The following is a 12,376-nucleotide window of genomic DNA, read 5'->3' as shown; positions in this document are numbered from 1 at the left end:
CGGGGGTGGGGTCAGTGCGGCGGCGCCGGCCGTGATCTCAGCACGCCGGGCGCCACCGAGTGCGGCAGCAGGTCCGCCGGGCTCTGCGGGAGCACCACCTCCAGCTCCGCCTCCTCGTGGAAGCGGTACGGGCGGTGCCCGAGCAGGCTGCCGAGATAGCGGCGTACGCGCGACATCTCGGCGCGCACCGTCACCGTGCGTGTCGGGTCGCCGAACATGTCCTCCGCGAGGCCTGACGCGCTGCGCCCGCCGGGGCGGTGCAGGGCCAGCAGATAGAGGAGTTCGGCGTGGCGCGGGCTCAGCTCGTGCGTCCAGGACCGCGTGCCGTCCGTCACCGTGACCGACCAGTGCCGGGGCCTGCTCACATCCAGGACGACACGGGTGCCGCCGAGCGGTTCGGCCGCCCCGTCCGGGCCGTCGGGCCGCAGGAGCCAGCCGCCCGGCAGCGGCGCCACCGCGCACATTCCCAGTGTCGGCACCCAGGCCCGTCCGTCCGAGAGTTCCGAGAGCTCGGACAGCGACTTGGGCAGCGCGATCCGGTCCACCGGCTGCATCCCCGTCACCGCCGCCGTCCACCCCTGGACGTCCACCGCGATCGCCCGGCCGCCGATCCGCGCGAGGACCGGCGCCGCGACGGCCCGCAACCGGTCAAGCGCCGCCGCATGCCGCTCCCGCAGCCGCGCCTCCGCCAGCTGCGCCACCGTCCCGACGAGCGAGAGCGTCGCCGGGTGCATGGTCTCCAGCGGGCCGCTCACATCGACGACGCCGATCAGCTGCCCGTCGCGCGGGTCCGTGATCGGTGCCCCCGTGCACGTCCAGGTGTGCAGCGACACCACGAAGTGCTCGGCGGAGAAGACCTGCACCGGGCGCCGCGCCACGAGCGGCGTGCCCACCCCGTTCGTCCCGACGGTCTCCTCGGCCCAGTCCGCGCCCAGTTCGAAGCCGAGCCGGTCGGCCTTGTGCAGCACCGCCGCGTTGCCCTCGCGCCACAGGACGCGCCCGTCCGCGTCGGACACGACCATGATGTGCTGCGCCGCGTCCGCGACGGTGACCAGCGCCTCGCGCAGCACCGGCAGGACCTCCAGGAGCACGGACGACTGGCGGCGCTCCTCTATCTCCTCCATGCTCAGCAGGCCCGAGCGCACGTCACGGTCCGGGTCGACCCCGCTGCGGAGCATGCGGTTCCAGGACTCGCCGATCACCGGGCGCGGCAGGATCTGCGGCCGCTGCCCCGACAGGGTCGCGGCGCGGACACCTTTCAGGAGCCGCGTGGCCAGGGAGCAGTCCATGGTGGACAGCCGGCCGAGATCGACGGTCGAGTTCTTCTGCGTCACGGGTCCTCCTGGAACAGACCAGTGCGTGGGGACGTGTGCTTATCGTGCCGCTTCACCGGCCCTTGTGGGGCGGAAAGGGCGCGACAGTTGCAACCCTCTGCAACTCTGGCGAACAGCCGTACGTCGGTCGAAGCTGAAACCGTGCCGCTCCGGCGGCGCGGGAGCTCCTCAAGGGGCCTGAAGGGCGGGGGTGATGCCGTGTCGGCGCAGCATCACCCCCGTGATCTCAGGGGCCAAGACCTGTGACCTCGGTCGTCTCCCCGTGACCTCCGCCCGGTCGGTCGCTCAGCTCACAGGGCGCGCCCGCTCGACGACCGACCGCAGGTCCAGGCTGTGCGGCAGCGTGCCGAACGCCGCACCCCAGTTCCCGCCGAGCCGCGAGGCGCAGAACGCGTCCGCGACCTCCGGTGGCGCGTGACGCACCAGCAGCGAACCCTGGAGCACGAGCGCGATCCGCTCCACGACCCGGCGCGCCCGTGCCTCGATGCCTTCCAGGTCGGCGAGTTCGGTCAGCAGGTCCTTGATCGCGCCGTCGAGACGGCGATCGGCGCCGCGCGCCCTGCCGACCTCCTGGAGGAACGCGTTGAACGCCTGCGGCTCGCGCTGCAACGCCCGCAGCACGTCGAGCGCCTGCACATTGCCGGACCCCTCCCAGATCGAGTTGAGCGGCGACTCGCGCAGCAGCCGCGGCATGCCGGACTCCTCCACGTAACCGTTCCCGCCCAGGCACTCCAGGGCCTCCGCCACCATGGGCGTACACCGCTTCGTCACCCAGTACTTGGCAGCCGGCACCGCGATCCGCAGGAACGCCCGCTCCTGCTCCGACCCGGTGTCCTGGGCCTCCGCGAGCCGCAGCGCCAGCGTCGTCGCGGCCTCAGACTCCAGCGCCAGGTCGGCCAGCACGTTGCGCATCAGCGGCTTGTCGACGAGCCGGCCGCCGAACGCCTCGCGGTACGTGCAGTGGTGGATCGCCTGCGCGACGGCCTGGCGCATGATCGCGGCCGAGCCGAGCACACAGTCCAGGCGCGTGGCGGCGACCATCTCGATGATGGTGCGCACCCCGCGTCCCTCGTCCCCGACCCGGCGCGCCCACGTCCCGTCGAACTCGACCTCGGCCGACGCGTTCGACCGGTTGCCCAGCTTGTCCTTGAGCCGCTGGATCGCGAACGGGTTGCGCGTGCCGTCCTCCAGGACGCGTGGCAGCAGGAAGCACGTGAGTCCCTCGGGCGCCTGCGCCAGGACGAGGAACCCGTCCGACATGGGCGCCGAGCAGAACCACTTGTGCCCGGTCAGCTCGTACGTGCCGTCCTCGCCGAGCGGCGTCGCCCGCGTCGTGTTCGCGCGGACGTCGCTGCCGCCCTGCTTCTCCGTCATGCCCATCCCGAACACGACGCCCGCCTTCGCGGTGGCGGGCCGCAGCCCCGCGTCGTACACCGTCGACGTCAGCCGGGGCTCCCACTCGGCGGCCAGTGCGGGGTCGGCCCGCAGCGCGGGCACCGCCGCGTGCGTCATCGACAGCGGGCAGGTGTGGCCCGCCTCGACCTGGCTCCACACCAGGAACGCGCCCGCGCGCCGCAGATGGCCGCCGGGCCGCGACCAGGCCGACGTGAGTCCGGCCGAGACGCCCTTGGCCATGAGCCGGTGCCAGGCCGGATGGAACTCGACCTCGTCGACGCGGTGCCCGTAGCGGTCGTGGGTGTGCAGCGTCGGCGGATTCCCGTTCGCGAGCACACCCCACTCCTGCGCCTGGGCGGAACCGGCGGCGCGGCCGAGGCCGCCGAGTTCCTCGCGGACCTCGGCCGTGAGCGAGGGCTCCAGATGCCGTTCGACCCCCTCGGTGAGGGCCCTGTCCGCGGCAAAAACGTCATATCCCACCAGGGGCGGAGCCTGGTTGGTCACTGCGTGGGTGGTGGCTGCCATGACAGATACGGTAAGGACGTGCACCAGGCAAAAGAAACACCCGATCGGCCACGCAGAGGCCGACTCCACCGGGCCCGCGCCCTCTATCGCAACGTCTCGAAGCGCAGGACCGCCTGGCTGCTGCTCAAGGACACCGTCAACTCGTGCATGGAGTACCGCATCCTGGGGCTCGCGGCCGAGGCGGCGTTCTTCACTCTTTTGTCCGTGCCGCCGCTGCTCCTCTCCATGATCGGGCTGCTCGCCTACGTCGACACCTGGACCGGCGCCCACACGATCGCGGGCGTCCGCGACAACATCCTGGAGGCGTCGCGCACCGTCCTGACCGACGAGGGCGTGAAGGAGATCGCCCGGCCGATCCTCGACGACGCGATGAAGGGCCGCCCGGACGTCATCTCCATCGGCTTCCTGTTCTCGCTGTGGTCGGGCTCGCGCGCCGTGTCCACGTTCGTCGACACGGTGACGGTCATGTACGGGCTCGACGGTGTGCGCGGCATCGTCAAGACCCGGCTGCTCGCCTTCCTGCTGTTCCTCGTCGCGCTGATCGTCGGCTCGGTCGCGCTGCCGCTGATGATCGCGGGCCCGGACGCGGTGATCGCCCTGGTCCCGTGGTCGGAGACCGTGGTCCAGGTCCTGTACTGGCCCGTCGTCCTCCTCCTGTCCGTGGTCTTCCTGACGACGCTCTACCACGTGTCCGTGCCCGTGCGTTCGCCGTGGATCGAGGACGTCCCCGGCGCGCTCGTGGCCCTCGCGATGTGGGTGCCGGGCAGCTTCCTGCTCCGGCTCTACATCACCAGCACCATCGAGGGCCCCACCATCTACGGGTCCCTGGCCGCGCCCGTCGCCGTGCTCCTGTGGATCGGCGTATCGGCGTTCGCGGTGCTCGTCGGCGCCGCGGTGAACGCGGCGATCGACCGGGTCTGGCCGTCCGTCGCGACCTCGGTCGCCCGCGCCGCCAACGAGCGGTGGCGGACCGCGCAGGCGGCGGAGTACGTCGCCCGCTCCGCCGCCCGCGAGGGGCACAGGGGTACCGACGACGCGGACGACCCGGACATGCCGTCCGAGTTCCCCGAGCGCTGGTCGAAGTTCCTGCCCCCGGACGACGTGTCGTCCCGCCTGCGCGCGCACGTGCGCAAGAACGGAGACCATCCGCAGGACCCCAACCAGCACGACCACGACCACAAGTGACCGGCCGCCGCCACCTCGCGCACGCGGCGTAGCCTCGAAGACGTGGCTGACGTGTACCGGGAGCGGGCGGCGCCGAGCGTGGCGGGCGCGGTCCTGTGGACCCGTACCGTCACCCCGGGCGGCGACGGCCGAAGCCCCGCACCGGACGTTCTGCCCGACGGCTGCATGGACCTGCTGTGGACCGAGGGACGCCTCTTCGTCGCCGGACCCGACACACACGCGTACCGGCCCGGCATCAGCGGCGCCACCCGGTTCGCCGGCATCCGCTTCTTCCCCGGCACCGCGCCCGCCGTCCTCGGCGTCCCGGCCCAGGAACTGCGCGACCGGCGCGTCGACCTCGCCGACCTGTGGCCGTCGGACCAGGTGCGGCGCCTGACCGAACGCGTCGACGCGGCACACGACCCGGCCGCCGCCCTCGAAGCCGTGGCCCTCGAACGGGGAGCCGCGCCGCCCGACGCCGTCCTCGCGCACATCGTGGCGTCGCTCGGCGCGGGCCGCACCGTCGCCGAGACCGCCGACAGCGCGGGGCTCGGCGCCCGCAGCCTGCACCGGCGCTCCCTGGCCGCGTTCGGCTACGGCCCCAAGACCCTGGCCCGCGTCCTGCGTCTGCAACGTGCCCTCGCGCTGGCCCGCGCGGGACTGCCGCTCGCCGAGACGGCGGCGCGGGCGGGGTACGCCGACCAGGCCCATCTGGCGCGCGACGTAAGGGAGTTGGCGGGTGTTCCGCCGACTCGCCTCGTCTGACGGGGCCGCCGCGCCTACCAGGGCGAGATCGGCTCGATCCCGACCCGGCGCCCCTCCTCGTCGAGCAGATGCCCCATGCGCTTGACGGTGTGCAGGCCGACGATGCGGTCCGTCACCGTGAGCGTGGGCAGCCGGGCGCACAGCGCGGTCTCGCGGCGCTGGATGTCTCCCAGGTCGTGCACCCACAGCGTGGCGAAGATGTTCGCGGGACCCGTGACGGCCGCGACGAGCCGGCACTCCGGGAGCGCGGCGAGCGTGCGGTGGACGGTGCCGATGTCCCGCGCGGGGACCCGGCCGAGCAGTGACACCGGGACCGGGTGCCCGGCGAGCGCGGACGCGATGTCGCAGCGGAACGTCAGGACCGCCGAGTCCGTGAGGCGGCGAAGCCTGCGGCGGACGGTGGGCGGACTGGTGTCGGTGCGCTCGGCGAGTTCGGCGAGGCCGAGCCGCCCGTCGCGGACGAGTTCGCCGAGCAGGGCCCGGTCCACGGGGTCGAGTTCGAGCCCGCGCGCCGGCTCCTGCGCCGCCATGGCATTGCCGAGCGCCGACATCTGCGAGGGGTCGAGGGAGCGCAGCCGCCAGCGGCTGCCCTCGACGTAGAGCGACGTGGCGAACAGGGCGCTGACCGACACGATCCCCGGCAGCTGGTCCAACTCCCGCGTGAGGAAGCGGCTGAGCGAGGGCAGGTCGGGGGTCAGCACGTCGAGCAGCAGGTCGGAGCTGCCCGGGGCGGTCACCTCGATCGTCGCCGCCTCCGGGAGCGTGCTCAGCCGGGCGAGCAGCCGCGACCGCTCCTGAGGCAGGCAGCGCAGCAGCACGAACGCCGTGCAGCGGTTGCGGGTGAACTCGCGGCCCGGCGCCGCGTACACCCAGGCGAGCCCCGCCCGCGTCAGCCGGTCCCAGCGCCGCGCCAGCGTGCCCGCCGTCACCCCGAGCAGCGGCGAGAGCTCCGACCAGGACGCCCGGGGCCGCAGCTGGAGGGCGTTCACCAGGGCGAGGTCGAGCTCGCTGGCGGTGACCGTTTCTCGCATCACAAGCACTCCGTACGTACGAATCCATGAATATTCGGGGCCGTCCGTGCCTCGGCCCGCACAGTAGCGACCACATTCGGTTCCGGCCACCAGAAGATCCAGAGGTGAAGCTGTGTCCACACACACAACGGGAACGGGGCGCGGACCCAGAGCGGTGAGCTCCGGCCCGGCCATGGTCGCGACGATGGCCGTCGTCGTCCTGTTCAGCGGCATCGTCCAGGGCTATCTGACCCCGCTCCTCCCCGAGGTCGGCCGGAGCCTGCACATCGGCACCGTCGGGCAGAACAACATCTACCTGCTCTTCCAGCTGGCCTGCGCCGTGCTGACACCGCTGTTGTCCCGGCTCGGTGACCTGCACGGACACCGCAGGCTGCTGCGGGTGGCGCTCGCGATGGTGGCGGGCGGCTCGCTCCTGATCGCCGCGTGGCCGTCCGCCGTGACCCTCGCCGTCGGTGTCACCCTCCAGGGCGCCCTCGTCGGCTTCTTCCCGCTCCTCGTGGGCATCCTCCGCTCCCGCGCCCCCGAGCAGAACCGCACCGGGATCTCCCTCCTCGTGGGCGTCCTGCTCATCGCGATCGGCGTCGGCGGACTCGTGGCCGGCGCGCTCAGCGAGCGACACGCGGAGGCGGGCCTGTGGACCGCGGTCCCCGTCGCCGTGCTCGCCGTCGTCGCCGGTCTCGTACTGCCGGACAGCGACATCCCGCGCGGCGGCCGCTTCCACTACGGCGCGGCGGCGCTGCTCACCGCGGGCCTCATCGCGCTCGTCCTCGTCCTCGCGCAGGGCAGCACGTGGGGCTGGGGCTCGGCGCGCACGATCGGGCTCGCCGTCGTGGCCGTCGCCGTCCTCGCGGCCTGGGTGGCCGTCGAGCGCCGGTCCGAGAACCCGCTGGTCAGCGTCCGTATGCTGGCCAACCCGCGGCTCGCGGTGGTCAGCGGCTACACGTTCTGCGCCTCGTTCGGCACGATCGGTTTCCTCGGCGCCAACGCCCTCTTCCTCGGCTCCTCACGCTCCGAGAACGGCTACGGCATGGACATGGGGCCGCAGGCCATCGCCACGATCTCGCTCGCCATGGTCGTGGCCGGATTCGCCGGATCCACGCTGACGCCGCGCCTCGCCCGGCGCATCGGCGACCGCGCCGTGCTCGCCACGGGCGGCGTCCTCGTCGCGCTCGGCTTCCTGGGCATGGCCCTCTTCCACGACAGCCTCGGCCAGTACGTGACCTCCGCCCTCGTCGTGGGCCTGGCGACCGGGCTCTTCAACTCGATCACGCGGACCCTGTCGTCGGAGGTCGTCGAGGAGCACGAGACCGCGCTCGCCGTCGGCCTCAACGAACTCGCCCTCTCGCTGGGCGCGGCCATCGGCGCCGCCGTGATCGGCGGCTTCTTCACCGCCCACGCCGTGCGTGGCACCACGCGTATCGCGGAGTCCGGCTACCTGTGGGGCTGGGGCGCGTGTGCCTGCGCCGCCGTCGTCGGCACGGCCCTCGCGCTGCGCTACCGCGCGCCCCGCGCCGAACCCGCCCCCGTACCGCACCTCGCCCCGACCGGAGACCTCGCATGACCGACACCCCGACCGCGCGCAAGACCGTGACCGGCGCCGTACGGAACTGGCGAGAGCCGGTCGTCGCCCTCAGCCACGCCCTGCACGACGACCCCGAGACCGCCCTGCAGGAACACCGCGCGGCGGCCCGGATCGCCGACCTCATGGAGAGCGCCGGCTTCACCGTCACCCGCGGCGCCGGCGACCTCCCCACCGCGGTGCTCGCCACCTACGGCACCGGCGATCTCGTCATCGCGTTCTGCGCCGAGTACGACGCCCTGCCCGGCATCGGCCACGCCTGCGGGCACAACGTGAACGGCGCCGCGTCCGTCGGCGCCGCGCTCGGCCTCGCCGCCGTCGCCGGCGAACTCGGCGTCACGGTCAAGCTGATCGGCACGCCCGCCGAGGAGGACATCGGCGGCAAGGTGCTCCTCATGGATGCCGGGATCTTCGACGACGTCGCCGCCGCGATGATGGTGCACGCCGCCCCCGACGACACCGTCGGCGCCTCCTCGCTGGCCATCGGCGCCTGGGACCTCGTCTACCGGGGCAGGCCCTCGCACGCCGCGCTCGCCCCCTGGGAGGGCGTCAACGCGCTCGATGCCATGACCGTCGCCCAGACCGCCGTCGGCCTCCTGCGCCAGCAGCTTCCGCCCGGCGTCGTCGTGCACGGCATCGTCACCGACGGCGGCCAGGCCGTGAACGTCATCCCGGCCCGCACCGCCGCCCGCTACGAGGTCAGGGCGCGCACCGTGGAGCAGCTCGCCGAGGCCTGGCAGCGGGTCAGGGCGTGCTTCGAGGCGGGCGCGCTCGCCACCGGTGCCGAGCTCGAAGTGAGCGCGCACGGAAGGGACTTCGCCGACCTGCGCCAGGACGAGGAGATGACCCGGTCCTACGCGAGGGCCGCCGGTGAGCTGGGCCGTACGGTCACCTCGCTGCACGGCGAGACAATGGCGTCGACGGACATGGGCAACGTCTCCCAGCGCATCCCCTCGATCCACCCCACGGTCGGCTACGACACGGGCGGTGCCAAGCAGCACACCCCGGAGTTCACCGCCCATGGCAAGACCCCGGGCGCCGACCTCGCGGTGCTCGACGGGGCGACGGCCCTCGCCCTCGTCGGCGTCGACCTCGCGACGTCCGAGGCACAGCGCACCCGGCTGCTCGACGGGGTGCGCAAGCGCCGGGCGAACGCGTCTTAGCCGGCGGCGGCCAGCGGTGCGAACAGGTCGACCCCGTTCCCGTCCGGGTCGAGCACCACGGCGTACCGCTGGCCCCAGAACGCGTCCCACGGCTTGAGCTCGCCGTCGTACCCGGCGGCCACCAGCTCCTCGTAGACGGCGTCCACCCCGGCCGCGTCGCCGCAGTCGAAGGCGAGCCCGTGCCGGGACGCGCCACGGGCGGGCGCCCGCCAGGACGGGTGGAACGACTTCACGGTCTCCTCGGTGTCGAGCAGGACGCGCAGCCCTCCGGTCAGGACGGCCTCCGCGTGCGGCTGCTCCTCGGCCCCTTCGGGGAACGCGAGGCCGAGGCGGCGGTAGAACGTGACGGCGGCGGCCATGTCGGAGACGACGACGCCCACGGCGTCGAGTCGTGCGGTGATCTCGGTCATGACCCCACCGTAGGCACGCGCTCCGGCGCCGGTCTTGAACGAATCGGACACCGCCCCGCCGCACCCCGCTCAGTCGTTGAACGCGGTGGCCCGCGCCACCTTCTCCCAGGCGCCGATCTCGGCACGCACCCCGTCGAGGTGGCCCACGACCGCGTCCACGGCGTCGTCGCCGAGCGGCAGCCGCAGTGGCGTCACGTCCGCCTCGAGCACGGTGATGATCGCGGCGGCGGCCTTCGCCGGGTCGCCGGGCTGGTCGCCGTCGCCGTCGCCGACCATCCGCCGGGTCGGGCCGACCGTGGCCGCGTAGTCGTCGAGCTCCGCGGAGGCGCTCGTGTTGCCGAACAGGCTCGTGCGGAACGCGCCCGGCTCCACGACGAGGACCTTGATGCCGAGCGGCCCCACCTCGGCCGCGAGCGCCTCCGAGAAGCCCTCGAGCGCGAACTTCGTTCCGCTGTACGCGGAGAACCCGGCGAACGACATCTGCCCGCCCATGCTGCTCATCTGCACGATCGCCCCCGAGCGGCGCGCCCGCATGTGCGGCAGGACCGCGCGGACCAGCGCCGCGGGCCCGAAGAAGTGCACGTCGAACAGGCCGCGCAGCTCCGCGTCCGTGGTCTCCTCGGCGGCCCCGACATGGCCGCGGCCCGCGTTGTTGACCAGGACGTCGATCCGGCCGTGCCGCACGACGACGTCCGCCACCGCCGTCCCGATACCGGCCGTGTCCGTCACGTCCAGGGTGAGCGCCTCGACCTGGTCGGGGTGGGCCGCGACCAGGTCGGCCAGGGCCGACGCGTTGCGCGCGGTGGCCACGACGACGTCGCCGGCGGCGACGGCCGCCTCCGTGATCGCCCGCCCGAAGCCGCTGTTCGCACCGGTGACCAGCCAGACCTTCGCCATCTCGAACTCCCTCTGAAAGTGCGATGAAAAGTGTGATGTCGCAGCCCGTGCTTCCCGCTGCCGTGCCCTGCTGGATCAACCATGTCGCCGGAACCGGTGGCCCGTCCAAGACCTGACGTGATAGCTGATGGTTATGGACGTACACGGCAGAGATCTGCGTTACTTCGTGGCGGTGGCGGAGGAGCTGCACTTCACCCGAGCCGCCGAGCGGCTCCACGTCTCGCAGCCCGCGCTGAGCAAGCAGATCCGGATGCTGGAGCGGCAGCTGCGCACCGAGCTGTTCGACCGGGACCGGCAGGGCGTGCGGCTCACCCCCGCCGGCGCCGCGCTCCTGCCGCACGCCCGGGCCGTCCTCGCCGTGTGGGAGACCGGCGCCGAGGCGGTCGAGCGCGCCAGGGCCGAGCAACTGGCCACGCTGGTCGTCGGGATGAGCACGAGCCCCGGCCGCGGCGGACTGCTCCCCGCGGTCCGGTCACGTTTCACCGAGGCCCACCCCGACGCCAGGATCCGGCTGCGCCAGGTCGGCTGGGACGACGCGACCGCGGGGCTCGCGGACGGCACCGCCGACGTCGCCTTCGTGTGGCTGCCGCTCCCGGACCCCGACCGCTACCGGTGGGTCGTCGTCGCCGAGGAGCCCCGCCATGTCGCCCTCCCGGAGACCCACCGCCTCGCGGCCCTGGACGAGATCGACTTCGCGGACCTCGCGGACGAACCGTTCCTCGCGCTGCCGCAGAGCGCCGGAGCGTTGCGGGACCACTGGCTCGCCACCGACGCCCGCGACGGCACGCCGCCGCGCGTCGGGGCCGAGATCGCCGGTACCGACGAGACGTACGAGGCGCTCGTCGACGGGCGCGGGGTGTGCCTGGTCGCGGCGGGCAACGCGCCGCTCATCACGCTCGGCGGCGTCGTGACCCGCCCGGTGCGCGGCGTCTCGCCCTCCCGGCTGGCGCTCGCCTGGCGCGACGGCGACCGGCGGCCGCTCGTACGGGACTACGCGCGGGCCGCCCGGGAGGCCACCGGCGCCGTTCAGTGACGTACGGCCGCGGCGAGCGCCGCGATCTGGTCGGGGCCCACGCGGCAGCAGCCCCCGATCAGGCGCGCTCCGGCCTGCTCCCAGCCGGCCACGCGGTCCGCGGTGAACGTGGCCGCGCCCCGCCAGCCGCGCGCTTTTGCGTCCCAGGACTCGCCGCTGTTCGGATAGGCCACCACCGGCTTCCCCGTGACGCGCGCGGCCAGCGCCACCGCGGGTTCGACGTCCTCGGGGGCGCAGCAGTTGACCCCCACCGCGACGATCTCGTCCGCGTCGGCGGCGAGCGCGAACGCCTCCTCCAGGGGCTGCCCGGCGCGGGTGCGGTCGCCGGCGACGCTGTAGGACAGCCACGCCGGGACGCCGAGCCCCCGCACGGCCCGCAGCAGCGCCCGCGCCTCGTCGGTGTCCGGCACGGTCTCCAGGGCGAGCATGTCCGGCCCGGCCGCGGCGAGGACTTCGAGTCGGGGCCGGTGGAAGGCCTCCAGCTCGGCCACCGTCAGGCCGTAGCGGCCCCGGTACTCCGAACCGTCGGCCAGCATCGCCCCGTACGGGCCCGCCGACGCGGCCGTCCACAGCGGGCCCGGCACCCCCTTCGCCTCCGCGCGCCGGGCTGCCTCGCGCGCCAACTCGACGCTCAGGGCGAGCAGTTCGGCGGCCTGGTCGCGTGAGACCTCGCGCCGCGCGAACCCCTCGAACGTCGCCTGGTAGCTCGACGTGATCGCCACCGAGGCCCCCGCCTCGTAGTACGCGAGGTGTGCGGCCTCGATCGCCTCGGGCCGCTCGGCGAGGAGCCGCGCCGACCACAGCTCGTCGCTGAGGTCGTACCCGGCGGACTCCAGCTGGTTGGAGAGCCCGCCGTCCAGGACGACCGGCCCCGCGGCGAGGGCTTCGGCAAGAGGGGGTGACGTCATACGGCGACGGTAACCCTGTCGGATCCCGGACGGGATCAGCGCTTGAAGGCCACCGCCGCGTACACGTTGATGTCGTCGCCGGTGACGTCGTTGATGTCGCGGTACACGGTCTGCTCGATCGGGTCGACACTCGCCACACACGCCTCGTCCGTGGGAGCGTCGTCACCCATGA

Annotated in this window: 12 protein-coding genes; 5 read left to right on the top strand and 7 right to left on the bottom strand. The window is 73.4% G+C overall.

The window, feature by feature from the left end; translation table 11 throughout:
* Positions 1-11: 11 nt before the first annotated feature.
* Both ACWFR4_RS06965 and ACWFR4_RS06960 read right to left on the bottom strand, forming a co-directional pair.
* Complete coding sequence (locus tag ACWFR4_RS06965; RefSeq protein ID WP_453465908.1) at positions 12-1,289, bottom strand: GAF domain-containing protein; 1,278 nt, start codon at positions 1,287-1,289, stop codon at positions 12-14.
* A 330-nt stretch (positions 1,290-1,619) separates the two neighbouring features.
* Positions 1,620-3,254: an acyl-CoA dehydrogenase family protein gene (locus ACWFR4_RS06960; RefSeq protein ID WP_453651257.1), complete on the bottom strand. Its 1,635-nt coding sequence runs from the start codon at positions 3,252-3,254 to the stop codon at positions 1,620-1,622.
* 18 nt (positions 3,255-3,272) lie between these two features.
* Between ACWFR4_RS06960 and ACWFR4_RS06955 the strand changes: the two genes are divergently transcribed.
* Together ACWFR4_RS06955 and ACWFR4_RS06950 are read left to right on the top strand one after the other, a co-directional pair.
* Positions 3,273-4,439 carry a YihY/virulence factor BrkB family protein gene (locus ACWFR4_RS06955; protein WP_453465888.1) on the top strand — a complete coding sequence of 389 codons (1,167 nt, stop codon included), beginning with the start codon at positions 3,273-3,275 and terminating at the stop codon, positions 4,437-4,439.
* Positions 4,440-4,490: 51 nt separating this feature from the next.
* Positions 4,491-5,183 (top strand): helix-turn-helix domain-containing protein, encoded by a 693-nt coding sequence (locus ACWFR4_RS06950; protein ID WP_453651427.1) that lies wholly within the window; start codon positions 4,491-4,493, stop codon positions 5,181-5,183.
* 14 nt (positions 5,184-5,197) lie between these two features.
* Here ACWFR4_RS06950 and ACWFR4_RS06945 read toward each other — a convergent pair whose 3' ends face one another.
* Positions 5,198-6,214 carry an Lrp/AsnC family transcriptional regulator gene (locus tag ACWFR4_RS06945; protein WP_453465890.1) on the bottom strand — a complete coding sequence of 339 codons (1,017 nt, stop codon included), beginning with the start codon at positions 6,212-6,214 and terminating at the stop codon, positions 5,198-5,200.
* A 154-nt stretch (positions 6,215-6,368) separates the two neighbouring features.
* On the opposite strand from ACWFR4_RS06945, the gene ACWFR4_RS06940 reads away from it, so the two are divergent.
* A complete protein-coding gene (locus tag ACWFR4_RS06940) occupies positions 6,369-7,775 on the top strand; it encodes an MFS transporter (protein ID WP_453651255.1) in 1,407 nt (468 codons plus the stop codon).
* On the top strand, positions 7,772-8,956 hold the full coding sequence (locus tag ACWFR4_RS06935) for an amidohydrolase (RefSeq protein WP_453465893.1): 1,185 nt from the start codon (positions 7,772-7,774) through the stop codon (positions 8,954-8,956). Before ACWFR4_RS06940 ends, ACWFR4_RS06935 begins: the two co-directional genes overlap by 4 nt.
* On the opposite strand, the gene ACWFR4_RS06930 is transcribed toward ACWFR4_RS06935, so the two are convergent.
* Together ACWFR4_RS06930 and ACWFR4_RS06925 are read right to left on the bottom strand one after the other, a co-directional pair.
* Positions 8,953-9,366 carry a VOC family protein gene (locus ACWFR4_RS06930; protein WP_453465895.1) on the bottom strand — a complete coding sequence of 138 codons (414 nt, stop codon included), beginning with the start codon at positions 9,364-9,366 and terminating at the stop codon, positions 8,953-8,955. The genes ACWFR4_RS06935 and ACWFR4_RS06930 overlap by 4 nt on opposite strands.
* A 69-nt stretch (positions 9,367-9,435) precedes the next feature.
* On the bottom strand, positions 9,436-10,263 hold the full coding sequence (locus ACWFR4_RS06925; RefSeq protein WP_453651253.1) for an oxidoreductase: 828 nt from the start codon (positions 10,261-10,263) through the stop codon (positions 9,436-9,438).
* Positions 10,264-10,390: 127 nt separating this feature from the next.
* Here ACWFR4_RS06925 and ACWFR4_RS06920 point away from each other — a divergent pair, with 127 nt between their 5' ends.
* A complete protein-coding gene (locus ACWFR4_RS06920; RefSeq protein ID WP_453651251.1) occupies positions 10,391-11,296 on the top strand; it encodes a LysR substrate-binding domain-containing protein in 906 nt (301 codons plus the stop codon).
* On the opposite strand, the gene mmuM is transcribed toward ACWFR4_RS06920, so the two are convergent.
* Together mmuM and ACWFR4_RS06910 are read right to left on the bottom strand one after the other, a co-directional pair.
* Positions 11,290-12,204, bottom strand: coding sequence for a homocysteine S-methyltransferase (gene mmuM / locus ACWFR4_RS06915; protein WP_453651249.1), 915 nt, complete (start codon positions 12,202-12,204; stop codon positions 11,290-11,292). The two genes, ACWFR4_RS06920 and mmuM, sit on opposite strands and share 7 nt — an antisense overlap.
* A 35-nt stretch (positions 12,205-12,239) precedes the next feature.
* Complete coding sequence (locus ACWFR4_RS06910; RefSeq protein ID WP_453465902.1) at positions 12,240-12,374, bottom strand: hypothetical protein; 135 nt, start codon at positions 12,372-12,374, stop codon at positions 12,240-12,242.
* Between the last annotated feature and the right edge of the window lie 2 nt (positions 12,375-12,376).

It is taken from the genome of Streptomyces sp. NPDC055140, assembly GCF_053607285.1.
Note: the sequence above shows the minus strand (reverse complement) of the source record. Positions and strands in the feature narration are given on the sequence as shown.

Excerpts from the sequence above, each read along its gene's own strand:
- ACWFR4_RS06920 (WP_453651251.1), top strand. The coding sequence starts at position 10,391 with ATGGTTATGGACGTACACGGCAGAGATCTGCGTTACTTCGTGGCGGTG.
- ACWFR4_RS06960 (WP_453651257.1), bottom strand. The coding sequence starts at position 3,254 with ATGGCAGCCACCACCCACGCAGTGACCAACCAGGCTCCGCCCCTGGTG.
- ACWFR4_RS06925 (WP_453651253.1), bottom strand. The coding sequence starts at position 10,263 with ATGGCGAAGGTCTGGCTGGTCACCGGTGCGAACAGCGGCTTCGGGCGG.
- ACWFR4_RS06965 (WP_453465908.1), bottom strand. The coding sequence starts at position 1,289 with ATGGACTGCTCCCTGGCCACGCGGCTCCTGAAAGGTGTCCGCGCCGCG.
- ACWFR4_RS06930 (WP_453465895.1), bottom strand. The coding sequence starts at position 9,366 with ATGACCGAGATCACCGCACGACTCGACGCCGTGGGCGTCGTCGTCTCC.
- ACWFR4_RS06935 (WP_453465893.1), top strand. The coding sequence starts at position 7,772 with ATGACCGACACCCCGACCGCGCGCAAGACCGTGACCGGCGCCGTACGG.
- ACWFR4_RS06910 (WP_453465902.1), bottom strand. The coding sequence starts at position 12,374 with ATGGGTGACGACGCTCCCACGGACGAGGCGTGTGTGGCGAGTGTCGAC.
- mmuM (WP_453651249.1), bottom strand. The coding sequence starts at position 12,204 with ATGACGTCACCCCCTCTTGCCGAAGCCCTCGCCGCGGGGCCGGTCGTC.
- ACWFR4_RS06945 (WP_453465890.1), bottom strand. The coding sequence starts at position 6,214 with ATGCGAGAAACGGTCACCGCCAGCGAGCTCGACCTCGCCCTGGTGAAC.